Raw genomic sequence first — 24,252 nt, 5'->3', positions numbered from 1 at the left:
ATGAGTATCAAGGGCACCGTTTTAGAGAAAATTGTTCAGGATAAAGCCGTCTGGGTTGAAGCACGCAAGGCACAGCAGCCGCTGGCGACCTTCCAGAACAGCTTGCAGCCTGCAGGACGCCACTTTTACGATGCGCTACGTGGCACGCGCACCGTGTTCATCCTGGAATGCAAAAAAGCCTCCCCGTCGAAGGGTTTGATTCGCGAAGATTTTGATCCTGCGACCATCGCCGGAGTTTATCGTCATCACGCCTCGGCCGTTTCCGTCTTAACTGACGAGAAGTATTTCCAGGGTGATTTTGAGTTTCTGCCGATCGTCAGTGCCGCGATTACTCAACCGGTGCTGTGCAAAGACTTCATTATCGATCCCTACCAAATCTACCTGGCGCGCCACTATCAGGCCGATGCCATCCTGCTGATGCTGTCGGTTCTGGATGATGAGCAATATCGTCAGCTCGCCGCCGTGGCGCATAGCCTGAAAATGGGCGTACTGACTGAAGTCAGTAATGAAGAAGAACTGGAGCGTGCGATTGCGCTGGAAGCTAAAGTGGTCGGTATCAATAACCGCGACCTGCGCGACCTATCGATTGATCTGAATCGCACCCGTCAACTGGCACCACGTTTAAGCCACGGTGTGACGGTCATCAGCGAATCGGGCATCCATAACTATGCGCAGGTGCGTGAGCTGAGCCACTTCGCCAACGGCTTCCTGATTGGCTCCGCACTGATGGAAGAAGCCGATCTCAATGCTGGCGTGCGTCGCGTATTGCTCGGTGACAACAAAGTCTGCGGCCTGACCCGGCCTGACGATGCACGCATTGCGCACGAAGCGGGCGCGATTTATGGCGGTGTGATTTTCGCAGAAGGTTCACCGCGTAAAGTCAGCGCCGAACAAGCTCAAAATGTGATAGCGGCTGCACCACTGAAGTATGTCGGCGTATTCCGCAATAACTCTGTAAGTGACATTGTCACACATGCCAGTTCACTTAACCTTTCCGCTGTGCAACTGCATGGTGATGAAGATCAGGCGTTCGTCGCAGAACTGCGCAGCGCCCTGCCAGAAGAGGTGAAGATTTGGAAGGCGCTGAGCATCAGCGGAAGCCTTCCAGTCCGCGATTGGCCGCATGTGGATCGTTACGTGTTTGATAATGGCCAGGGCGGCAGCGGACAGCGATTCGACTGGTCACTGCTGCAGGGTGAAGATCTCAGCAACGTGCTGCTGGCCGGCGGATTAAGCGCCGACAACTGCGTGGAGGCTGCACAACTGGGCTGCGCCGGACTGGACTTTAACTCTGGCGTTGAATCCGCACCCGGCATCAAAGATGCCAGTAAAGTCGCGGCGGTATTCCGCACACTGCGCGCCTATTAATTTCGCTCGCCCGCCGATGCGCGGGCCGCATAAGGAAGATGAGAGATGATGACGTTATTGAATCCCTACTTTGGCGAGTTTGGCGGTCAATATGTACCGCAGATTCTGATGCCCGCTCTGCGCCAGTTGGAAAGCGCCTTTGTCGAAGCGCAGCGCGATCCTGAATTTCAGGCTGAATTCACCGATCTGCTGAAAAACTATGCCGGTCGTCCTACCGCGTTGACGCTTTGTAGCAATCTGACAAAAGGCACAAAAACCCGCCTGTATCTGAAGCGTGAAGATTTGCTGCACGGCGGTGCACATAAAACCAACCAGGTGTTGGGCCAGGCGCTGCTCGCCAAGCGCATGGGCAAAAATGAAATTATCGCTGAGACCGGAGCCGGGCAGCATGGCGTGGCTTCAGCGCTGGCGTGCGCGCTGCTGGGCATGAAATGCCGCATTTATATGGGTGCAAAGGACGTTGAACGTCAGTCACCTAACGTGTTCCGTATGCGTTTGATGGGCGCGGAAGTGATTCCGGTGCACAGTGGTTCGGCCACGCTGAAAGATGCCTGTAACGAGGCGCTGCGTGACTGGTCTGGCAGCTACGAAACCGCGCACTACATGCTCGGCACCGCAGCGGGTCCGCATCCCTTCCCGACTATTGTGCGTGAATTCCAGCGCATGATTGGCGAAGAAACCAAAGCGCAGATTCTGGAGCGTGAAGGCCGTCTGCCAGATGCGGTGCTGGCATGTGTCGGCGGCGGTTCAAACGCTATCGGCATGTTCGCTGATTTCATTGATGATACCAGCGTCGGTCTGATTGGCGTTGAACCTGCGGGTCACGGCATCGAAACCGGCGAACACGGCGCGCCACTCAAGCACGGTCGCGTCGGTATCTACTTCGGCATGAAAGCGCCAATGATGCAGACTGAGGAAGGCCAGATCGAAGAATCCTATTCGATCTCAGCCGGCCTCGATTTCCCTTCTGTTGGCCCACAGCACGCCCATCTCAACAGCATTGGTCGCGCCGAGTATGTGTCGATTACCGATGATGAAGCGCTGTCAGCGTTCAAAGAGTTGTGTCGTGCAGAAGGCATTATTCCGGCTCTGGAATCCTCTCATGCTCTGGCGCACGCCTTGAAAATGATCCGCGAGAACCCAGAGAAAGAGCAGTTGCTGGTGGTTAACCTGTCCGGTCGCGGCGACAAAGACATCTTCACCGTTCACGATATTTTGAAAGCTAAGGGAGAGATCTGATGGAACGTTATAATCAGCTGTTTCAACGTCTGTCGGCGAAGAAAGAAGGCGCATTTGTTCCTTTCGTCACCCTTGGCGACCCGACCCCTGAACTGTCACTGAAGATCATCGATACATTGGTAGCAGGCGGAGCCGATGCGTTAGAGCTGGGCATTCCGTTCTCCGATCCGCTGGCGGATGGCCCAACGATTCAGGGGGCAACCCTACGTGCCTTCGCGGCGGGTACCACTGTCGCGCAGTGTTTCGAGATCCTTGCCGCCGTGCGCCAGAAGTATCCTGAACTGCCGATTGGGCTGTTGATGTACGCTAATCTGGTGTTCAGCAAAGGTATCGACAACTTCTACGCACAATGTGAAGCCGTCGGCGTTGATTCCGTTCTGGTGGCGGATGTACCGGTTGAAGAGTCTGCACCGTTCCGTCAGGCTGCGATGCGACATAACGTTGCACCCATCTTCATCTGCCCGCCGAATGCCGATGATAATTTGCTGCGGGAGATTGCCTCACACGGTCGCGGTTATACCTATCTGCTGTCGCGCGCGGGCGTAACGGGTGCAGAAAATCGCGCCAGCCAGCCGCTGAATCATTTGATTGAGAAGCTGAGCGAATATCATGCTGCACCACCGTTGCAGGGATTTGGTATCTCAGAAGCAAGCCAGGTGAGAGAAGCCATCGCGGCAGGCGCAGCGGGTGCGATTTCGGGATCAGCTATTGTGAAGATCATCGAACGTAACCAGAACGATCCCGACACGCTGTTAGCGGAACTGAAAGCGTTTGTCAGCGATCTGAAAGCTGGCACGCGCTAAATCCTCAGGACCCTGTTCGCGATGGCGGATAGGGTCTTCTCTTGATTATTCCAGCCTGAACGTTTGCTCATCGCCTGAGCCATCAGGATAAGTCAGCTTCATCGTCAGCTTGTCGTTTCTGATTTGCCACGTCAGCTTCTCGTCTTCGGGTCCATCGCGCCAGCGACCACTGCTATCTGGATTATCTGACATCAAGATAACGTTCTCGCCCTGGACCCGGCAGCGCACGGCCCAGCGTGATTGATCGGAGGGCCGGATATAGTGCACCCACGCCACGCCCTGCTCATCCACCTTATCCAGCTGCATGATTTTGAAGCTGCGACCAAAGCTCAGCGCGGTAGCCGCTTTGCACAGGGTCCCCAAGTGTGGATTGATTAACGGTTCTGCCTGCGCGCTGGGCACTGGCAAAATTTGTGAAGCAAATAGCTGGAGGTAGGACAGATAGCTCATTGTCGCTATCGCCAGAATGGCACGCTTTTTCATTATTGTTTCCCCTGCCTGATGCTTAAATTTGCACCTGTCGGCTTATCGTCTTGTTGTTTTATTATTCGTTTTGCCCTGCTTTTTTAGCTTACCGTTTGCCTTGCTGCCGTCATTGGATCAATAAGTGGTAAAAATCGCGTATTTCCATCTTTTTCACCCCAGGCGATTTGCCGATTTGCAAAGCGCATACCACAATTAATCTCACCGTCTCGTCGCGGTGAAACACCATCTAAGACAGGGAGATAACCAATGAATTTTTTCAAAGTCGTTGCAGGATTATTAATGGCTGCGGTCATGGCGATCACACTTAGCGCCTGTGCACCAACAGCAACAAAGGAAGGAACCGGGGGCTATATCGATGATACGGTGATCACCACCAAGGTTAAGGCACAGTTGTTGAATGACGACTCGCTGAAATCCACCGAAATCAACGTCGAAACCTTTAAAGGAAAAGTGCAGTTAAGCGGCTTTGTCAGCTCACCGCAGATGGCGAACCGTGCAGTGACGGTGACCCGCAGCGTGGCAGGGGTTAAATCTGTGGTTAACAATATGCAGATTAAGTAATAGCGTATCGATACTGCAGCGGGCGGCCTTTGGGTCGCCCGTTGTGTTTCAGCGGGTGCCTCAGAAACGGTAACCCACACCAAAGAAGAACACCCACGGATCGATGCGCGTGTTGATATTCTGTTGTTCACCGTTGGCTTTAAATTTCACTTCAGTATCGATGTCCATGTACCACAGCGATGCGTTCAGCATCCAGTCGCGGTTGATTTGATAATCCATCCCCACCTGACCCGCCACACCCCAGGAATCTTTGACGCTTAAATCACTTAAGCCCGCGTCCTGGCCGGTTTGATTAAATTTGGCATCGTAGAACGTGGTGTAGTTGATACCTACGCCAACATATGGGCGCACCGGGCTGCGGCTATCGAAGAAATAATACTGTGCCATCAGCGTCGGCGGCAGCTGGCGCACGGTAGCCAGATTTCCGGTGGCACCAAGACCAACCTTGTGACGGAACGGTGTCGCCGCCAGCAGCTCCACACCGATGTTGTCTGTCGCCATGTAGGTGAAGGTCAAGCCTAGTTGGGTGTCGTTACTCACGTTAAAGCCGCCCATACCCAGCACATTGTCAGAGCCTTCGGTTGGACGAACAGTCGCGCTACCGGCACGCATGAAAAAATCCCCCGCCTGATGAGCCAGTGCCAGTTGCGGGATAGCCAGAGCCATGAGCAATGCGCATTTTGCCAGTTTCATAATCACTCCTTTGCAGAAAAGTAAGGTCTTAATCGGGATCGCGGCACAAGATCTAACCCTTTTTCGGTAAAAGATCATCTGCATCAATTCAAATTAATCACTTAAAAAACAATGAATTGATTCAGATCAATTTTCGGCATTGCGCGCCTGAAAGAAAAAACGCTGAGGAGATTTTGAGGGCAGATGAAGAGGCTTTGCTGCTTTTATGAACCGGGTACGAACTTTAATTCCCCATTCTTTACCGGAGATGACACAAAGTTATGGTCTTGCGGGTGCCCGCCAGCCCACAGAACATGTACAATCGCCGGGTTAATTAACCCGGTTCCATCAAGGAGAGTACATGTCTATCACGGCAAGCTCGTTATACCGTGACACAGGAAATTTTCTGCGTCATCAGCTGGTTACTATTGTGCTGATGGCGTTGTTGACGTCGTTCATTACGGTGATTGTCGGTCATGCATTAACCCCAGGCGAAGACCAGTTATCCCTGCTTAGCCAGGCTGACGACAGCGCGACATCACTGTTTGAATTGGTACAGAATATGTCACCGGATCAGCAGCGCATCCTGCTGCGCGCTTCCGCTGCCGGCACCTTTGCCGCGCTGATCGGCAACACGCTGCTGCTGGGCGGTATGCTTTGCATGATCCCGCTGGTCTCCAATGGCCAACGCGTGAGTGCCCTGCGAGCAATCGGTGCCTCCGCGCCACTGCTGCCGAAACTGCTGCTGCAGACCTTCCTGATTACCTTGCTGGTGCAAATTGGCTTTATGGTATTGATGGTGCCTGGCGTGATTATGGCGATTCTGCTCTCACTGGCACCGGTAATGCTGGTCAGCGAGAAAATGGGTGTGATTGGCGCGATGCGCGCCAGTATGAAACTGGCATGGAAGAACATGAAAGTCATCGCCCCTGCCATTGTGCTGTGGTTGCTGGCGAAGATTGTGCTGATGTTCCTCATCTCATCACTCACAGTGCTGCCGGTGAACATCGCGTCGGTGGTGATGAACGCGCTGGGTAATCTGGTCTCAGCGATTCTGATTATCTATTTGTACCGACTGTATATGCTGTTACGTTAACAGCGATGGCGCTCTGCGGAGCGCCTTTATTGAACGCTCCTGCCCTAACTGGAAACGCTATGAAGCAGTTACTCGATTTTCTTCCCCTGGTAGTTTTCTTTATCTTCTACAAGCTGTACGACATCTTTGTCGCTTCTGGTGCCCTGATTGTCGCCACGGGCTTGGCGCTGGTGGTCAGCTGGGTGCTGTATCGTAAACTGGAAAAGATGACCCTCTTCACCTTCGCACTGGTGACGGTATTCGGCACGTTGACGCTGGTGTTCCATAACGATGAGTTCATCAAATGGAAGGTCACCGTGATCTATTCCCTGTTCGCGTTGGCACTGCTCTACAGCCAGTTCTTTATGGAACAGCCGCTGATTCAACGCATGCTCGGCAAAGAGCTGCAGTTGCCCGGTGTTGTGTGGCGTCGATTGAATATTGCCTGGGCCATCTTCTTCTTCGTCTGCGGCCTGGTAAATATCTATGTTGCGTTTTGGTTATCACAAGAGTTTTGGGTTAACTTTAAAGTGTTTGGTCTGACCGGCCTGACCCTACTGTTTACTCTGTTTAGCGGCGTGTACATCTGGCGACAGATGCCGCAACAAGAACAAAAATAAGCTACTCCGCCCGACAATGTCGGGCTTCTCTTCACCTGCAGAAGAACTGAGCAATGGACGAAAAACATAAATTACCGCAAGGCGAGATGGTGTCGCGCACCCTGGCGATGCCAGCGGATACCAATGCCAATGGTGATATTTTTGGCGGCTGGTTGATGTCACAGATGGATATGGGCGGCGCTATCATGGCCAAGGAGATCGCTGAAGGTCGTGTGGTCACCGTACGCGTTGATGGTATGTCGTTCCTGAAACCGGTAGCCGTGGGCGATGTCGTGAGCTGCTATGCGCGTTGCATACGTACCGGCAACAGTTCGATGACCATCAATGTAGAAGTGTGGATCAAGAAGGTTTCGTCTGAGCCAATCGGTCAAACGTATTGCGCCACTGAAGCGGTATTTGTTTACGTTGCCGTGGATAACAGCGGGAAATCCCGTCCGCTGCCACCTGGCAAAGCCAATCTTGCCGTTTAACAGCGATAAAAAAAGCGGTCAATGACCGCTTTTTCTTTGCCTTCAACCCAGGCTTACTCGATGTTAGCGCCGCCGTTGATGCGGAACACGATGTTCATGGTCAGTCCTTTTCCTGGACGACCCGGCTGATAACGCCACTTTTTCATCGCCTGCTTCACTTCACGCTCGAACATGTTGCGCGGTTCGGCTGACAGAACTTCCACATTATCGACACGACCGTCGCTATCCACATCAAACTGCACGCGTACACGGCCTTCCACGCGTAATGCAAACGCACGCGCCGGATAGGCAGGTTTGCTCACGTTCATCGCCTTAGGCCCGTCAGAGACGGTTTGCGTTGGCGCTGGGTTACTCTTCGGTGCCGTGGTCGGACGCGTCTGAGTGGTCGGGATATCCTGCTTGACCGGATTCTCCTGCGGCTTCACTTCCTTACGTGGCTTCGGCTCGACCTTTTTCTCTACCTTCGGCTTAGGTTTTGGCTTGGGTTTTGGTTCAGGTTTCGGAATCGGCACCGGCTCGACTTTAGGCGGCTCGGGTGCAACTTCCGGCTCAGGTTCGGGCTCTGGCGGCGGCGGCGTCACCACCGCGGGGGCCGGTTCTGGCTGCACTTCAGGTGCCACCATGGTCACGCTGATTGGCTGGGATGCTTTCGGAACCTCAATGGTCTGATGAAACGATGCATAGAGAATGCCCGCAATCAGCGAGCCGTGGAGTACCACGGACAAGATCATAGCTACGGGGGTACGTGTAGGAAGAGGCGTAGTCAACGTCGTCATATCAGTCATATTCATTGAGTGAAGCGCAGATTTTAAATGCAAATAGCAATCAGTTTCAATAAGCGATGTGTAAGCCACTCGCAGAAAGGCGTTTTTTAGCGGAGATTGCGCTATATGACGGTGGATTTATCTTTCATTTGCACTCTGATTAACGATCACTTAACGTGTCTCGCAATTTCGGCAAGTCTAACGGGAGTGCCCCATCGTGCTTTACGTCATTTATGCGGAAGATACCGCAGATTCACTGGAAAAACGCAATTCCGTACGCCCTGCGCATCTCGCGCGCTTGCAGTTACTGCAAGATGAAGGTCGACTGATCGCCGCTGGCCCAATGCCTGCTGTCGATAGCAACGATCCGGGTCCGGCAGGCTTTACCGGCTCAGTGATCATTGCCGAGTTTTCCTCGCTGGAAACCGCACAATCCTGGGCTAATGACGACCCGTACATTGCCGCTGGCGTGTATGAGAAAGTGGCGGTCAAACCGTTCAAGCGCGTATTTTAATCGATGTGGCAGTCTGTTTTACTGCTGGTAGCGGTGTTAACGCTGATTGGCAGAGCACTCTGGATTTGGCGTCAGCAAGGCTGGCGCCAGGCCCGGCAGCACATAGTGATGTTAGTCGTGCTGGCGGCCGCATTACAGATCGTCAATGTTTCTCTGGTGTTACGCGGCGCTTAACGGCCGCGTAAGCCATTTACATATTCTGCGTGATGAACAGGATAGATCGGCGATGCTGCTGCGCCACCTGATGACGAATGGCATGGATACGTTTATAGCGACGTGACTGCCCTTCCAGCCAACGTGCACGACGGCGGTGTACCTGACGTAACATTCTCCAGCGTGCCACTTCATTTCTGCTTCGTCTCATCACATCCTCATCAGACAGGCTAAACTCGCCAGGCATTATAAAGATCTAATTGAAAATGCCAAATCGAAAGCTTCATTGAACTGTCATTCACGATTAAAGGTTTCACTAGTGCTATTCAGCACGTAAACTTTCCTCATCAAAGCGCGAACAGGATGTCCACTTAATGACTACATTTTATACCCTAATCAGTTGGTTGCTGCTGTTCGGCTACTGGTTGCTGATTGCGGGTGTCACGCTGCGTATCCTGATGAAACGCCGCGCAGTGACGTCTGCCATGGCCTGGTTGCTGATCATCTATATTCTGCCGCTGGTGGGTATTATCGCGTATCTGTCGTTTGGTGAACTTCATCTGGGTAAACGCCGGGCTGAGCGCGCACGCACCATGTGGCCCTCCACCGCCAAGTGGCTTAACGACCTCAAACAGTGCCGCCATATCTTTGCCACCGAACACAGTGACGTGGCACGTTCATTATTTGAACTCTGTCACCATCGTCAGGGCATTGCGGGTGTCAAAGGTAATCAGTTACAGCTGCTCACTAACTCTGATGATGTGATGCACGCGTTGATTCGTGATATCCAACTGGCTCGTCACAATATCGAGATGGTGTTTTACATCTGGCATCCGGGCGGCTTGGCGGATGAGGTCGCGGAGTCACTGATGGCGGCTTCACGCCGGGGTGTACATTGCCGCCTGATGCTGGACTCTGCGGGCAGCGTGGCATTTTTCCGCAGCTCATGGGCGAATATGATGCGCAATGCCGGTATCGACGTGGTTGAGGCGTTACAAGTGAGCCTGCTGCGTGTGTTCCTGCGCCGTATGGATTTGCGACAGCATCGTAAAGTGGTGCTCATCGATAACTATATTGCCTACACCGGCAGCATGAACCTGGTCGATCCTCGCTACTTCAAGCAGGATGCAGGCGTGGGCCAATGGATCGATTTGATGGCGCGTATGGAAGGGCCGGTCGCTACCACGATGGGCATCGTTTACGCCTGTGACTGGGAGATTGAAACCGGCAAACGCATTCTGCCGCCCGCGCCGGATGCCAACATCATGCCCTTTGAGCAGGAAAGCGGTCATATCATCCAGGTGATCGCTTCGGGGCCGGGCTTCCCGGAAGATATGATTCATCAGGCGTTGTTGACGGCGGTCTATTCCGCACGCGAACAGCTGATCATGACGACGCCCTATTTCGTCCCCAGTGACGACCTGCTGCACGCCATCTGCACCGCTGCGCAACGCGGTGTGGAAGTCAGCATTGTGGTGCCACGCCACAATGATTCGCTGTTGGTGGGCTGGGCCAGCCGCGCGTTCTTTACCGAGTTGCTGGAAGCAGGCGTAAAAATTTATCAATTTGAAGACGGTTTGCTGCATACCAAAAGCGTGCTGGTCGATGGACAGCTGAGTCTGGTCGGTACCGTAAACCTTGATATGCGCAGCTTGTGGCTTAATTTTGAAATCACGCTGGTGGTGGATGATGATGGATTTGGCAGCGATTTGGCCACGGTGCAGGATGACTATATCGCCCGCTCACGCTTACTGGATGGTGCGCGCTGGGCTAAACGTGCGTGGTGGCAACGCATCGTTGAACGACTGTTTTACTTCTTTAGCCCTTTACTGTAAAACGAGCGACAAGATTACCGCCTCAGAGTAAGCAGGAATGACCATGGATTTAAATAATCGCCTTACCGAAGATGAAACGCTGGAACAGGCCTACGACATTTTTCTAGAACTGGCCGGTGATAACCTCGATCCGGCTGACATCATTCTGTTCAATCTGCAGTTTGAAGAGCGCGGCGGTGCGGAGTTGTTTGACCCGTCGGAAGACTGGCAGGAGCACGTCGATTTCGATCTCAACCCGGACTTCTTTGCGGAAGTGGTGATTGGTTTGGGTGAGGCGGACGGCGAGCCGATTACCGATGTGTTTGCGCGCGTGCTACTGTGCCGCGAGAAAGACCATAAGCTGTGCCACATTCTCTGGCGTGAATAATCGCTGACGCATAAAACAACGCCGGGCAATTGCCCGGCGTTTTCTTTTCGACCTTATAAGGGGTCGACCTTCAGACAGGATACTGCGTGGCGGAAACTGCCCTCCAGCAACGGACGCGTTTTTGCACACTCAGGTCCGGCAATCGGACAGCGAGTGCGGAATACGCAGCCCGAGGGCGGATTGATCGGTGAAGGCAGTTCACCCTCCAGTAGCTGGATCTGTTTGTTTTTTTCCAGATCCGGATCCGGAATGGGTACCGCAGACATCAGTGCACGGGTGTAAGGATGCTGCGGATTGTTGTACACCGAGTCATAAGTGCCTAACTCAACTGCATGACCGAGATACATCACCAGTACACGATCAGAGATGTGCTTCACCACAGCAAGGTCATGCGCAATGAAAATGAGCGATAATCCCATTTCACGTTGCAGCTGCTGCAGCAAATTCACTACCTGCGCCTGAATCGACACATCCAGCGCCGAAACCGGTTCATCGCAAATAATCAGCTTGGGTTCGAGGATAAGCGCACGCGCAATGCCAATACGCTGACACTGACCACCGGAAAACTCGTGTGGATAACGGTTGATGAGGTTTGGCAGCAACCCAACCTTCATCATCATGTTTTTTACCTTATCCTTCACTTCCTGCTTTGGCATCTTCGGGTAATAGGTGCGCAGCGGCTCGGCAATGATGTCGCCAATGGTCATGCGCGGGTTCAGCGAGGCCAGCGGATCCTGGAAAATCATCTGGATATCGCTGCGCGCCTGGCGCCACTCATCCTGACTCTGCCCCAATAAATCACGTCCCAGCCAGGCCACACGACCGTCGGTGGCTTTCACCAGGCCGATGATGGCGCGTGCCAGGGTTGATTTACCACAGCCCGATTCGCCCACTACGCCGAGGGTTTCCCCCTCATACAAGCGCAGGCTGACGCCATCCACTGCTTTCAGTGTTTTTGGCGGCTGCCAGAACCACTGTTTGCCGTCTTTAATATCGAAATGCACCTTAAGATCGGCGATTTCCAGTAAGACTTTCTTCTCTTCGATGACGGTGCTCATGCTAATTCCTCCACCGGTTTGAAGCAGGCACGCAGACGCCCTTCCGCGAAAGGCTCCAGCGGCGGTGACTTGGCACAAACGTCCATCGCAAAGGCGCAACGTGGCTGGAACGGACAGCCCTGTGGCAAGCGCAACAGGTTAGGCGGGTTGCCAGGAATGGTGGTGAGTGACTCACCCTCTTCCGCATCCAGACGCGGCACCGCACTCAGCAGGCCAATCGAGTAAGGATGCGCAGGCTGATAAAACACATCGCGTGCACGGCCATACTCCATGGTACGCCCGGCGTACATCACCAGCACTTTGTCACAGATACCCGCAACCACCCCAAGATCGTGGGTGATCATGATGATCGCGGTATTGAACTCGCGTTTCAGCTCGTTCAGCAGCGTCATGATCTGCGCCTGCACCGTCACATCCAGTGCGGTAGTCGGTTCATCAGCAATCAGCAATTTAGGACGACACAGCAGCGCCATGGCGATCATCACACGCTGACGCATGCCGCCAGAGAATTCATGCGGGAACATCTTCATGCGCTTGCGCGCTTCCGGCATTTTCACCGCATCCAGCATGCGCACGGACTCTTCAAACGCCTGTGCGCTGCTCATCCCTTTATGCAGTTTAAGCACTTCCATCAGCTGCTCGCCGACGCGCATGTACGGATTGAGCGAGGTCATCGGGTCCTGGAAAATCATCGCAATCTGCTCTGCGCGCAGCTTGTTCAGTTTGTTCTCCGGCAGGTTAAGGATCTCTTCACCGTTGAATTTTGCCGAACCGCCAATGCGACCGTTTTTTGCCAGCAGGCCCATCAGGGCGAAAGCGGTTTGCGACTTGCCCGATCCCGATTCGCCGACGATACCCAGGGTTTCGCCGGCACGAAGTGAAAAGTTAAGATCGTTGACTGCGGTGACATCACCATCGTGGGTGCCAAAGGTGACGCGCAGGTCTTTAACGTCCAGCAGCAGGTTACTGTTTCCCGCACGTGCAGCCATTGCTGGCTGAAATTCATGTATGGTCATCGGGAAACTCCTTAACGATCTTTCGGGTCGAGGGCATCACGCAGGCCATCGCCGATAAAGTTGAAACAGAACAGCGTGACCACGAGGAAACCCGCCGGGAACATCAACAACCAGGGCGAGACTTCCATGGAGTTGGCGCCGTCACTCAGGAGTGCGCCCCAACTGCTCAGTGGCTCTTGCGTACCCAACCCGAGGAAACTGAGGAAGGATTCAAACAGAATCATGCTGGGCACCAGCAATGAGGCATAGACCACCACCACACCCAGCACGTTTGGCACGATGTGACGCAGCACGATGTTGAAGGTTGACACCCCACCCACCTGAGCCGCTTCAATAAACTCTTTGCGCTTCAGGCCCAGCGTCTGGCCACGCACGATACGCGCCATATCCAGCCACGACACCATGCCGATCGCCACAAAGATCAGCAGGATGTTACGACCAAAGAAGGTCACCAGCAGGATCACGAAGAACATGAACGGGAAGGAGTTGAGGATTTCCAGAATACGCATCATCACGGAGTCGATTTTACCGCCGAGATAGCCCGCCAGTGAACCATACAGCGTGCCCACCAGCACCGCGATCAACGCGGAGGCAATGCCGACCATCAACGAGATACGACCGCCAATCGCCACGCGCACCAGCAAGTCACGTCCCGATGAGTCGGTACCAAACCAGTGGCCTGATACCGTATCCGGAGCGGCTGACATCATGGCCCAGTCGGTGTCATCATATTTAAACTGCGACAACACCGGCGCTAATATCACGAACAGGGTAATCGCTAACAGCACCAGCAAACTGATCAGCGCAGCGCGGTTATGGATGAAGCGGCGACGCGCATCCTGCCACAGGCTGCGCCCTTCGACTTCCAGTTTTTCACTGAAGGCATCCAGAGCTTCGCTGTTTTTCTTACTTAACATCATGGGCGAACTCCACCATCAGTAACGGATTTTCGGATCGATGACGGCATACAGCACATCCACGATCGCATTGAACAGAATGGTCAGCACGCCGACCAAAATGGTCAGACTCATCACCAAAGAATAGTCACGGTTCAGGGCACCGTTAACAAACAGCTGGCCGATACCCGGCAGACCGTAAATCGATTCGATCACCATTGAACCGGTGATGATGCCGACGAATGCCGGCCCCATATACGAGAGCACGGGTAACATGGCAGGTTTCAATGCATGACGCAGTACGATACGGCGCAGCGGCAACCCTTTGGCGCGCGCGGTGCGAATAAAGTTGGAGTGCATCACTTCAATCATCGAACCACGCGTAATACGCGCGATGCTGGCGATATAGGCCAGAGACAGCGCCACCATCGGCAGCAGCATGTAATTCCACTGCCCACCGTTCCAGCCACCGCCCGGCAGCCAGCGCAAGGTAATCGCAAAAATCAGCACCAGCAGCGGTGCGACGACAAAGCTGGGTATCACGACGCCCGTCATGGCGACCCCCATTACCGCGTAATCCCACAAACTGTTCTGTTTGAGCGCGGCAATGACTCCTGCCGTCACGCCAAGGATCACTGCAAGGAAGAAGGCGGCGAGGCCGAGTTTGGCCGAAACCGGGAAGGCATGGCCGACCAGATAGTTAACGGAATAATCTTTGTACTTGAACGATGGACCAAAATCGCCGTGCGCCAGCTGCACTAAGTAACTGACGTACTGTTTGCCGATCGGATCGTTCAAATGATATTTGGCTTCGATGTTCGCCATCACCTCAGGCGAGAGCGTGCGCTCGCCGGTAAACGGACTGCCGGGTGCCAGTCGCATCATAAAGAAGGAAATGGTGATGAGGATGAAGAGCGTCGGGATCGCTTCCAGAAGTCGACGCAGGATGAATTTTAACATTGCCGTACCTACCAGGCTGTTGCTTCACAAAGTCAAAAAGGCGGCGCTACAGCGCCGCCACTGTCGATAGCCTGAGTGCTATTAATGTTTAATGATATACAGGTTTTTATCGAGGGTTTTATCCAGCGGATCATTACCGGTGTAACCACCCACGTACGGTTTCACCAGACGCGCGTTAACGTAGTAGTAAACCGGCACGATGGTGCTGTCTTTATCCAGAATCTGCTCAGCTTTCTGGTAATCCGCGACACGGGATTTATCGTCCACCGCTTTCACCGCATCGTGGATCACTTTATCGAAGTCTGCGCTCTTATAGTGCGAGGTGTTACTGCTGCTGTCAGACAGCATGATGTTCAGGAACGAGGTTGGCTCGTTATAATCTGCACACCAGGCCGCACGAGAAACATCAAAGTTACCCTGATGACGAGTATCCAGGAAGGTTTTCCACTCCTGGTTCTCCAGCTTGATGTTCACGCCAATGTTCTTTTTCCAGATCGAAGAAGCGGCGATAGCCAGTTTCTTATGCAGATCTGAGGTGTTGTACAGCAGGTTGAAGGTCAGTGGCTTATCAGCCGTGTAACCTGCCTCAGCCAGCAGTTTTTTCGCTTCTTCGTTACGCTTGTTCTGATCCCATTTGAACCAGTCTGGCGGTAGCAATTCCATGCCGTCGGTGGCTGGCGGGGTAAAGCTGTACGCCGGTAACTGCCCCTGCGCCAGCACCTTATTCACCATGATGTCGCGATCCAGACCCAGTTTCAGCGCAGTACGCACGCGCGGATCGGTAAATGGCGCTTTCTGGTTGTTGATTTCATAGTAGTAGGTGCAGAGATACGGCTTCACCATCAACTCTTTGCCGTTATCACGCTGCAGTTTTTTGAACAGCTCGATCGGCATGTTGTTATAGGTGATGTCGCTACCGTTCTCAGAGAAGTAACGGTTCACGTCACTGACTTCTGAGTTGATCGGCAGGAAGGTCACTTTGTTCAGTACGGTGTGCGCGTTATCCCAATATTCCGGGTTACGTACGAGGGTGACACGTTCGTTGATGACGTGTGATTCCAGTTTAAACGCACCGTTGCCCACCCAGTTTTGTGGCTGCGTCCACTGATCGCCAAACTTATCGATAGCAGGCTTATATACCGGTGACATCACGGAGTTGATCAGCAGCTTGTAGAAATAAGGTACCGGCTCGCTGAGGGTCACTTCCAGCGTATGGTCATCAATGGCTTTCACACCCAGATCGGTGATCGGTTTTTTACCGGCGATGATGTCATCAACATTTAGGATGTGGCCGTATTGCGGATAGCTGGCGTAGGGAGAAGCGGTTTTAGGATCCACTAAACGCTCCCAGCTATAGACGAAATCTTGTGCCGTGACTGGCTCGCCATTGGACCATTTGGCATTTTTGCGCAGATGGAAAGTCCAGACTTTAAAATCTTTGTTTTCCCAGCTTTCTGCCACGCCCGGAATCGGTTTGCCATCGCTGTCGCTAATGATCAGACCTTCGTAGAGATCGCGTGCGATGTTGTCTTCCGGCACGCCTTCAATTTTATGCGGGTCAAGCGATTGCGCTTCATCGCCATTACCACGTACCAGCTCCTGTTTTGCTGCCAATTCAACGCCTGCTGGCACTGCGGCCAAAGCAGCATTCCCTGCCAGTGCGCCGATTGCTGCAAGAACGCCTGCGGCAATCAGGCTTTTTTTCGTGATGTTGTTCATTACTTAGCTCCAGTTTTCTTATCGTCACCGGGTCAGTGAACTGCCCGGCGTACCCCGTTTCCGGGAGATCTCTGCCTGTCTGAATAAAGACCACTACCACCCTTCAGGGTTTACCACGTTAATGTGCCGTCCGACTGTAGCGCCGGTTCCACACATTACTCAATGTTTCTTTATGTAATAGTATTTCAATGCCAGCATATCCTGCGGATCTTTACCGGTAAAACCGCCTACCCAGGGTTTCACCAGACGCACGCTGACCCGATAGTAAACCGGCACGATGGGTGAGTCCGTATCCAGCTGCGCTTCCGCCTGCTGATACAATGCGGCACGCTGTGTGTTATCGGCAGCCGTCAGAGTTTGCGCCATCAATTTATCGAAGGCATCGCTGTGATAGAACGCGGTGTTAATCGAGGAACCACTCAGCAGCATATTGAGGAAGGTTGAGGGCTCGTTATAGTCCGAGCACCAGGTGGCACGCACCACGTCGTATTGCGCCTGATGACGCGTCTCCAGCAGCGTTTTCCACTCCTGATTTTGTAGCGTCACCTCGGCACCGAGGTTCTTTTGCCACATCGAGGCGGCGGCGATAGCCTGCCGTTTATTCTGCTCAGAGGTGTTATACAACAACGTGAAACGCAGCGGGTGCTGAGCATTAAAACCGGCATCGGCCAGCAGTTGTTTGGCACTGGCGTTACGTTCGGCCTGGGTTTGCTTCGACCAGGCAGGGGCTTCAGGCGAGATGCCGTGCGTAAATGGCGGCGTCAGCGCATAGGCGGGGATCTGCCCCTGCCCCATGATCTTGTCGGCGATGATGTCACGATCAAGCGTCAGCTTCAGGGCTGTACGGACTCTTGCATCATCGAACGGCGCCTTTTTGTTGTTCATTTCATAGTAGAAGGTGCAGAGTAAAGGGCTGACTTTGACCTGATTACCTAAATCCTGCTGCAACTTCTTGAATAAATCCGGTGGCACCACGCTGTTGGTCATATCTGTGCCACCGCTGCGATAGCGATTGATATCACTGTTCTCGGAGCTAATCGGCAGAAAAACGCCCTCATCAATCACGCTTCGCGCGTTATCCCAATATTGCGGGTTACGCTTTAGAACGATCTTTTCATTCACTACCCAGTCAGCCAGCGTGTAGGCACCATTTCCCACATAGTTCTGCGGTTGGGTCCACTGCTCGTCGAATTTTTCAATCGCCGAGCGATACACCGGCTTCATCGCGGTATGGGCCAGCATGTCGACAAAATAGGGAACAGGCTCAGTGAGTGTCACTTCGAGGTGATGCGCATCAATTGCTTTCACGCCCAGTGAATCCGACGAGGCTTTGCCCGCCAATATGGCGTCGATGTTGGCGATATGGGCAGCTTGCAGATAACTGGCATAGGGTGAAGCTGTTTTCGGATCGGCCAGACGCTGCCAGCTGTAAACGAAATCTTGCGCGGTGACGGGTTCACCGTTGCTCCAGCGCGCATCTTCACGCAGGGTGAAGGTCCAGATACGCCCCTGCTGGTTGCTCCACTGCTTTGCAACGCCAGGCACAATCTGACCATTGTTATCGGTCTCGACCAGCCCCTCTAACAAATTGCGGATGACATTAGATTCGGGAACCCCTTCCGTTTTTTGCGGATCGAGCGAGGACACTTCACTACCGTTATTGATGACAATGCGCTGTGTTGCAGATAATTGCGTCCCTGCCGGGATGTCAGCCGCCTGACTGTGAGAGATAAAACCTGCCAGACAAAGCGCCAGAGACGTACGCGCGACTTTTTTCGCTACCATGCTCTTCATCAACAAATATCAACCTTAAATAAAACCTGATAGCGAGTAAGCAAGAAGCGTACACATTTGTCGCGAACAGGAAAAAAATTTGTGATGAGCCGAAAATTATCAGAACCGATGCCCGCACGCCAAAGCTAAACAGCAAAAATGTTAGCTAATTCTCTTTTATCATGTAGATCGCCTCAGGAGAAGTGTTAATTTTCACCCTAAAATATTATTCAACTCTATGTTTTATATGTAATAAATCAGTTATTTGTCGTAATTTTCGCCAAAAAGAACTTTCAACTCTCTATTTTGCAGTTAACACTGGCAATCTTTAGACAAACAATATGAAACGTTATTTGAAACGATAAAACATCCGAATAGTTACTGGATAAAATCAATTAGGCAGTGAAATATACTGTGATAATTGTCACATATATATGTTGATGAATTGGCGAAGAGAGGGAATGTAGTAGCAAAAGTGATGATAGCCTGATCATATTAAGCCAGGCGAATAACTTCACCATATTGGTGCAAAAAAATCACCCATCGCACCAATATGGATCACAGAAGTTATTTTTTGACTGAAAATACAACCTGATTAATTCAGTAAACCTGGAAATATCGCTTTCATGCCGGTGACAACAAACTCAATACCCAGCGCCATTAATAGCAGACCCATGATACGCGTAATCACGTTAATGCCTGTTTGCCCTAAGATGCGCACCATCAAAGGGGCAGCCCGGAACAGTAACCAGCAACAAAAAGCAAAAATCGCAATGGCGATAGTGAAACCGAGCAGGTTTATCCAGCTGTGGTAACGCGTGCTCCAGACGATAGTCGAACTGATGGCACCCGGGCCAGCCATCAAGGGCAAGGCCAGAGGCACCACACCAATACTTTCACGAATCGCGGTCTCTGACTTTTCCTGCTTGTTTTGCTTATCCTCGCCCAACTTGCCGCTGATCATCGACATCGCGATGGTTACCACCAGAATCCCCCCGGCGATACGGAATGAGTCAATGGAGATGCCGAAGAGATGGAGAATAGCGTCCCCGAGGAACAGCGAGGTCCAGAGAATGATCGCTACAGCCAGATTTGCCGTGAAGTTGGTTTTATTCCGCTCAGCAACAGCCTGGTAGCTGGTCATGCTAATGAACACGGGAATGATCCCCACGGGATTGACCAGGGCAAATAAACCGACAAAAAACTTAATGTAGCCGGAAAAATTAAGTAGCACGGGGTTCACGGTGAGCTCCACGAAGGTAGTGTTTCAAATCGCGCTTAATGTAGTGCATAAGCCGGGCGGAAAACCAGTGGGTTAAGCGGAAATATATGCTGCTATTTCCGCTAACTTCCAGTGGATTCATCTGTGCGAAGTGGGACATCAATCACCCGACCTATCCCTGTCAGCCAAAACCAACGAATGAGTTACTTTAGTTGCTAAAGTGGGTGCTGAAAGGTGTCAGCTTGGCTCCGAATTGATCCACATCAAAATTTGCCTACCTCATCAGGGGTAATCTTACCCCATCGAAACTATTGATACAGGCGTCAGCATCTTATCCTGGAAACCCTTTTAGTAAGCAACGGCAATCTACTCGCCACTCTGAACAACGTATAAGCATAGCGCGACTATACTTTCGGACTCAGGCTTGCTTACTAAAAGAGTTTAACTTCCTTCAGGAGAGCACTATGGCCGTTACAAATGTTGCCGAACTTAATGCACTGGTTGAGCGTGTTAAAAAGGCACAGCGTGAATACGCCAACTTTAGTCAGGAACAAGTTGATACCATTTTCCGCGCTGCTGCACTCGCCGCTGCTGATGCCCGCATCCCTCTCGCCAAAATGGCCGTCGCCGAGTCCGGCATGGGCATCGTTGAAGATAAAGTGATCAAAAACCACTTCGCTTCTGAATATATCTACAACGCCTATAAAGATGAGAAAACCTGTGGTGTGCTGGATACAGATGACACCTTCGGTACTATCACCATCGCTGAGCCAATTGGCCTGATTTGCGGTATCGTCCCAACCACTAACCCGACCTCTACCGCCATCTTTAAAGCGCTGATCAGCTTAAAAACCCGTAACGGTATCATTTTCTCACCACATCCACGTGCCAAAGATGCCACCAACAAAGCAGCCGACATTGTGTTGCAAGCTGCCATTGCGGCTGGTGCGCCGAAAGACATCATTGGCTGGATTGATGTCCCTTCAGTAGAGCTGTCCAACCAGCTGATGCACCACCCTGATATCAACCTGATTCTGGCCACCGGTGGCCCAGGCATGGTAAAAGCCGCATACAGTTCTGGTAAACCAGCGATTGGTGTCGGTGCGGGTAACACGCCAGTGGTTATCGATGAAACCGCCGATATCAAACGTGCTGTCGCTTCTATCCTGATGTCCAAAACCTTCGACAACGGCGTCATTTGTGCATCAGAACAGTCAGTCATCGTGGTGGACTCAGTCTACGATGCGGTTCGCGAGCGTTTCACCAGCCATGGTGGCTATCTGTTACAGGGCAAAGAGTTGAAAGCCATTCAGGATATCATCCTGAAAAATGGCGCGCTGAATGCCGCTATCGTGGGTCAGCCTGCGGCAAAAATTGCTGAACTGGCGGGTATTAGCGTCCCTGCTACCACCAAAATTCTCATCGGTGAAGTGAAGCTGGTGGATGAATCTGAACCCTTTGCCCACGAAAAACTGTCGCCAACCCTGGCGATGTATCGCGCAAAAGATTATTACGACGCGGTAGATAAAGCAGAAAAACTGGTGGCTATGGGCGGTATCGGCCATACCTCTTGCCTGTACACTGACCAGGACAACCAACACGAGCGCGTGCACTTCTTTGGCGACAAAATGAAGACCGCCCGTATTCTGATTAACACACCAGCTTCGCAAGGCGGTATTGGCGACCTGTATAACTTCAAACTTGCGCCATCGTTGACGCTGGGCTGTGGTTCCTGGGGCGGTAACTCAATTTCTGAGAACGTCGGACCTAAACACCTGATCAACAAGAAAACCGTGGCCAAGCGAGCTGAAAATATGTTGTGGCATAAACTTCCGAAGTCTATCTACTTCCGTCGTGGTTCACTGCCGATTGCCCTGGAGGAAGTCGCCACCGACGGTGCTAAGCGCGCCTTTATCGTCACTGACCGCTTCCTGTTTAACAATGGCTATGCCGATCAAGTCACTCGCGTGTTAAAAGCGCACGGCATCGAAACTGAAGTGTTCTTTGAGGTGGAAGCGGACCCAACACTCAGCATCGTACGTAAAGGTGCTGAGCAGATGAACAGCTTCAAACCCGATGTGATTATCGCCCTGGGTGGCGGTTCGCCAATGGATGCCGCGAAAATCATGTGGGTGATGTACGAACATCCTGAAACCCACTTCGAAGAGCTGGCGCTGCGTTTCATGGATATCCGTAAACGTATCTACAAGTTCCCGAAAATGGGCGTGAAAGCGCGCATGGTGGCCATCACCACCACTTCCGGTACCGGTTCTGAAGTTACACCGTTTGCGGTAGTGACTGACGATGCCACAGGCCAAAAATATCCTTTAGCGGATTATGCACTGACGCCTGATATGGCGATTGTGGATGCCAATCTGGTGATGGATATGCCTCGCTCACTCTGTGCGTTTGGTGGTCTGGATGCGGTGACTCACTCGCTGGAAGCCTATGTCTCTGTGCTGGCTAATGAGTACTCTGATGGCCAGGCGCTGCAGGCGCTGAAACTGCTGAAAGAGAACCTGCCGGCCAGCTACCGTGAGGGGGCGAAGAATCCAGTAGCGCGTGAACGTGTGCATAATGCGGCAACAATCGCCGGTATCGCGTTCGCCAACGCCTTCCTCGGTGTGTGTCACTCCATGGCGCATAAGCTGGGCTCGGAGTTCCACATTCCGCACGGTTTGGCCAACGCCCTGCTGATTTGCAACGTCATCCGTTACAACGCGAATGACAACCCAACCAAGCAGACGGCTTTCAGCCAGTACGATCGCCCACAGGCACGTCGTCGCTACGCTGAAATTGCCGACCATCTTGGATTGAGTGCACAGGGTGACCGCACTGCCCAGAAAATTGAAAAACTGCTGGCATGGCTGGAAGAGATGAAAACTCAACTCGGTATCCCAACCTCTATCCGTGAAGCTGGCGTGCAGGAAGCCGATTTCCTGGCGAAAGTCGATAAGCTGGCAGACGACGCGTTTGATGACCAGTGTACCGGTGCGAATCCGCGTTATCCGCTGATTGCTGAATTGAAGCAAATCATGCTGGATACCTTCTATGGCCGCGAATTCTCTGAAGCTGAAGGCCCAGTGGCTGAAGCCGCCGATGATAAAACGGTGAAAATCGAGAAAAAAACCAAAAAGGCCTAACCGGCTAAAAACAAAAAACCCGCTGCGGCGGGTTTTTTTATCGCTAAATAATCAAGCGTGCGGAGATTGCGCACCATAGATAGCTTTTAACGATCCTTCATCAATCGCCTGTTTATAGTGTTTACGGCAGACAGAAATATATCGCTCATTGCCGCCAATCACCACCTGCTCTCCTTCGCTGAACGGTTTACCGTTGGCATCAAGGCGCAATACCATGCTGGCTTTACGACCGCAATGGCAGATGGTTTTAAGCTCAACCAGTTTATCTGCCCATGCCAGTAAATATTGACTGCCGGTAAAGAGCTCGCCGCGAAAATCAGTGCGTAATCCATAACACAATACGGGAATATCCATATTGTCGACCACATCCGATAACGCCCTGACTTGCTCACGTGTCAGGAACTGACTCTCATCCACCAGCACACAATGAACCGGTTGCTTCGCATGCTCCCTGGCTATTTCCTGATTTAATTGTGTCGCAGCGTTATATAAAAATGCAGGAGACGAAAGACCAATCCGCGAGCTTACCTTGCCCGCACCAAAGCGGTCATCAATCTCGGCGGTATACACCAGAGTGCGCATGCCGCGCTCCTGATAGTTATAGGAGGACTGAAGCAAAGCAGTGGATTTACCTGCGTTCATCGCGGAGTAATAAAAATAAAGTTGGGCCATATGCAGAATCTCATCGCAGCACAAATCTGATGGCGCGCAGTCTACCATAAACAAGTAAACCTGTAGCGATGCATTATTTTTATCATTTGCTCAAATTAACGACAATGGCAGGTACGTGATTCATCATCGATGTTAAAACAGCACTTTTTGGCAAAGGACAATCTATGCTGAGAATTTATTCAGCATTATTACTGCCAAAGTGTAAGGATTAGCACAACGTCACGGTGGCAAACGCGGATAATCAAGGCTTCAGATCTAAGCGCTAACGGTAAATATATTTGTAAACCGTAATACAATGTGATTTCTGGTTTTTACTTAACGTTTTACTTTTTAATCTGACTATTGCAGTTATTTTTTAGCCCCACTATTATGAGTCGGCAGAACAACTCCCATTTATTATATTTTGAGATTAGGACAATGAGCGAAGCACTTAAAATTCTTAATAATATCCGTACATTGCGCGCGCAAGCTCGGGAATGCACTCTGGAAACACTGGAAGAGATGCTGGAAAAACTCGAGGTTGTCGTCAATGAGCGTCGTGAAGAAGAAACTCACGCGCAGGCTGAAAATGCTGAACGTAACCGCAAACTTGAACAATACCGTGAGATGCTGATTGCAGATGGTATCGATCCAAACGAATTGTTAAAGGCACTTTCTGAGACCAAAGCACCGGGAAAAACCAAGCGTGCTGCACGTCCTGCCAAGTATTCTTACGTTGATGAAAATGGTGAAAACCGTACCTGGACTGGTCAGGGTCGTACACCAGCCGTGATTAAAAAAGCGATTGAAGAACAAGGTAAACAACTGGACGATTTCCTGCTGTAATTTTCCAGTGCTTCGAATTGTGAATAGCGCTAACGTGAGTT

At 52.0% G+C, this 24,252-nt stretch carries 25 protein-coding genes; 13 read left to right on the top strand and 12 right to left on the bottom strand.

Annotation, left to right across the window (positions count from 1 at the left end; translation table 11 throughout):
- From trpCF to trpA, 3 genes are read left to right on the top strand one after another with little or no spacing between them, the layout of a single operon-like run.
- Complete coding sequence (gene trpCF / locus JK231_RS09740; protein ID WP_160833612.1) at positions 1-1,368, top strand: bifunctional indole-3-glycerol-phosphate synthase TrpC/phosphoribosylanthranilate isomerase TrpF; 1,368 nt, start codon at positions 1-3, stop codon at positions 1,366-1,368.
- 45 nt (positions 1,369-1,413) lie between these two features.
- A complete protein-coding gene (trpB, locus tag JK231_RS09735; RefSeq protein ID WP_211728440.1) occupies positions 1,414-2,607 on the top strand; it encodes a tryptophan synthase subunit beta in 1,194 nt (397 codons plus the stop codon).
- Positions 2,607-3,410, top strand: a complete 804-nt coding sequence (gene trpA / locus JK231_RS09730; protein ID WP_097116993.1) for a tryptophan synthase subunit alpha — start codon at positions 2,607-2,609, stop codon at positions 3,408-3,410. The genes trpB and trpA overlap by 1 nt, the downstream gene beginning before the upstream one ends.
- 45 nt (positions 3,411-3,455) lie before the next feature.
- On the opposite strand, the gene JK231_RS09725 is transcribed toward trpA, so the two are convergent.
- Positions 3,456-3,893 (bottom strand): hypothetical protein, encoded by a 438-nt coding sequence (locus JK231_RS09725; RefSeq protein WP_211728439.1) that lies wholly within the window; start codon positions 3,891-3,893, stop codon positions 3,456-3,458.
- Between the two features lie 249 nt (positions 3,894-4,142).
- On the opposite strand from JK231_RS09725, the gene JK231_RS09720 reads away from it, so the two are divergent.
- Entirely contained in the window at positions 4,143-4,457 is a 315-nt protein-coding gene (locus JK231_RS09720; protein ID WP_034828856.1) for a BON domain-containing protein, read from the top strand.
- Between the two features lie 60 nt (positions 4,458-4,517).
- On the opposite strand, the gene ompW is transcribed toward JK231_RS09720, so the two are convergent.
- Positions 4,518-5,150, bottom strand: coding sequence for an outer membrane protein OmpW (ompW, locus tag JK231_RS09715; RefSeq protein WP_097116991.1), 633 nt, complete (start codon positions 5,148-5,150; stop codon positions 4,518-4,520).
- Between the two features lie 340 nt (positions 5,151-5,490).
- On the opposite strand from ompW, the gene JK231_RS09710 reads away from it, so the two are divergent.
- From JK231_RS09710 to yciA, 3 genes are read left to right on the top strand one after another with little or no spacing between them, the layout of a single operon-like run.
- Positions 5,491-6,225, top strand: coding sequence for a YciC family protein (locus JK231_RS09710; protein WP_211728438.1), 735 nt, complete (start codon positions 5,491-5,493; stop codon positions 6,223-6,225).
- Between the two features lie 59 nt (positions 6,226-6,284).
- On the top strand, positions 6,285-6,824 hold the full coding sequence (locus tag JK231_RS09705) for a septation protein A (protein ID WP_038646666.1): 540 nt from the start codon (positions 6,285-6,287) through the stop codon (positions 6,822-6,824).
- A gap of 53 nt (positions 6,825-6,877) precedes the next feature.
- Positions 6,878-7,294, top strand: coding sequence for an acyl-CoA thioester hydrolase YciA (gene yciA, locus JK231_RS09700; RefSeq protein ID WP_097116990.1), 417 nt, complete (start codon positions 6,878-6,880; stop codon positions 7,292-7,294).
- Between the two features lie 53 nt (positions 7,295-7,347).
- Here the strand turns inward: yciA and tonB are convergent, their stop codons facing one another.
- Positions 7,348-8,070, bottom strand: coding sequence for a TonB system transport protein TonB (gene tonB, locus JK231_RS09695; RefSeq protein ID WP_200570156.1), 723 nt, complete (start codon positions 8,068-8,070; stop codon positions 7,348-7,350).
- 205 nt (positions 8,071-8,275) lie between these two features.
- On the opposite strand from tonB, the gene JK231_RS09690 reads away from it, so the two are divergent.
- Together JK231_RS09690 and JK231_RS09685 are read left to right on the top strand one after the other, a co-directional pair.
- On the top strand, positions 8,276-8,572 hold the full coding sequence (locus tag JK231_RS09690; RefSeq protein WP_034828845.1) for a YciI family protein: 297 nt from the start codon (positions 8,276-8,278) through the stop codon (positions 8,570-8,572).
- 3 nt (positions 8,573-8,575) lie between these two features.
- Complete coding sequence (locus JK231_RS09685; RefSeq protein WP_166936081.1) at positions 8,576-8,746, top strand: hypothetical protein; 171 nt, start codon at positions 8,576-8,578, stop codon at positions 8,744-8,746.
- Positions 8,747-8,762: 16 nt separating this feature from the next.
- On the opposite strand, the gene JK231_RS09680 is transcribed toward JK231_RS09685, so the two are convergent.
- A complete protein-coding gene (locus JK231_RS09680; protein WP_097117257.1) occupies positions 8,763-8,936 on the bottom strand; it encodes a YciY family protein in 174 nt (57 codons plus the stop codon).
- A gap of 163 nt (positions 8,937-9,099) precedes the next feature.
- Between JK231_RS09680 and cls the strand changes: the two genes are divergently transcribed.
- Positions 9,100-10,560, top strand: coding sequence for a cardiolipin synthase (gene cls, locus JK231_RS09675; protein ID WP_211728437.1), 1,461 nt, complete (start codon positions 9,100-9,102; stop codon positions 10,558-10,560).
- A gap of 37 nt (positions 10,561-10,597) precedes the next feature.
- Positions 10,598-10,927 carry an HI1450 family dsDNA-mimic protein gene (locus JK231_RS09670; protein WP_196250121.1) on the top strand — a complete coding sequence of 110 codons (330 nt, stop codon included), beginning with the start codon at positions 10,598-10,600 and terminating at the stop codon, positions 10,925-10,927.
- Between the two features lie 53 nt (positions 10,928-10,980).
- On the opposite strand, the gene oppF is transcribed toward JK231_RS09670, so the two are convergent.
- The 7 genes from oppF to JK231_RS09635 form a co-directional block, all read right to left on the bottom strand.
- A complete protein-coding gene (oppF, locus tag JK231_RS09665) occupies positions 10,981-11,985 on the bottom strand; it encodes a murein tripeptide/oligopeptide ABC transporter ATP binding protein OppF (protein WP_034828839.1) in 1,005 nt (334 codons plus the stop codon).
- Positions 11,982-13,001, bottom strand: coding sequence for an ABC transporter ATP-binding protein (locus JK231_RS09660; RefSeq protein WP_097116989.1), 1,020 nt, complete (start codon positions 12,999-13,001; stop codon positions 11,982-11,984). Before JK231_RS09660 ends, oppF begins: the two co-directional genes overlap by 4 nt.
- An 11-nt stretch (positions 13,002-13,012) precedes the next feature.
- Entirely contained in the window at positions 13,013-13,921 is a 909-nt protein-coding gene (gene oppC, locus JK231_RS09655; RefSeq protein ID WP_034828835.1) for an oligopeptide ABC transporter permease OppC, read from the bottom strand.
- A 15-nt stretch (positions 13,922-13,936) separates the two neighbouring features.
- Entirely contained in the window at positions 13,937-14,857 is a 921-nt protein-coding gene (oppB, locus tag JK231_RS09650) for an oligopeptide ABC transporter permease OppB (RefSeq protein ID WP_034828832.1), read from the bottom strand.
- Between the two features lie 81 nt (positions 14,858-14,938).
- The gene (gene oppA, locus JK231_RS09645) at positions 14,939-16,576 is read right to left on the bottom strand and encodes an oligopeptide ABC transporter substrate-binding protein OppA (RefSeq protein WP_211728436.1); all 1,638 of its coding nucleotides are present in this window, start codon (positions 16,574-16,576) and stop codon (positions 14,939-14,941) included.
- Between the two features lie 159 nt (positions 16,577-16,735).
- The gene (locus tag JK231_RS09640) at positions 16,736-18,370 is read right to left on the bottom strand and encodes an ABC transporter substrate-binding protein (RefSeq protein WP_211728435.1); all 1,635 of its coding nucleotides are present in this window, start codon (positions 18,368-18,370) and stop codon (positions 16,736-16,738) included.
- A gap of 574 nt (positions 18,371-18,944) precedes the next feature.
- Entirely contained in the window at positions 18,945-19,592 is a 648-nt protein-coding gene (locus JK231_RS09635; protein ID WP_211728434.1) for a YchE family NAAT transporter, read from the bottom strand.
- A 443-nt stretch (positions 19,593-20,035) separates the two neighbouring features.
- Between JK231_RS09635 and adhE the strand changes: the two genes are divergently transcribed.
- Positions 20,036-22,714, top strand: a complete 2,679-nt coding sequence (gene adhE, locus JK231_RS09630; RefSeq protein ID WP_097116985.1) for a bifunctional acetaldehyde-CoA/alcohol dehydrogenase — start codon at positions 20,036-20,038, stop codon at positions 22,712-22,714.
- Positions 22,715-22,765: 51 nt separating this feature from the next.
- On the opposite strand, the gene tdk is transcribed toward adhE, so the two are convergent.
- Positions 22,766-23,386: a thymidine kinase gene (gene tdk / locus JK231_RS09625; protein ID WP_034828884.1), complete on the bottom strand. Its 621-nt coding sequence runs from the start codon at positions 23,384-23,386 to the stop codon at positions 22,766-22,768.
- Between the two features lie 417 nt (positions 23,387-23,803).
- On the opposite strand from tdk, the gene hns reads away from it, so the two are divergent.
- Positions 23,804-24,211, top strand: coding sequence for a histone-like nucleoid-structuring protein H-NS (hns, locus tag JK231_RS09620; RefSeq protein ID WP_211728433.1), 408 nt, complete (start codon positions 23,804-23,806; stop codon positions 24,209-24,211).
- Positions 24,212-24,252: the final 41 nt, after the last annotated feature.

The organism is Pantoea sp. JGM49, from assembly GCF_018257655.1.
GTDB classification, from domain to species: Bacteria; Pseudomonadota; Gammaproteobacteria; order Enterobacterales; family Enterobacteriaceae; genus Pantoea; species Pantoea communis.
Note: the sequence above shows the minus strand (reverse complement) of the source record. Positions and strands in the feature narration are given on the sequence as shown.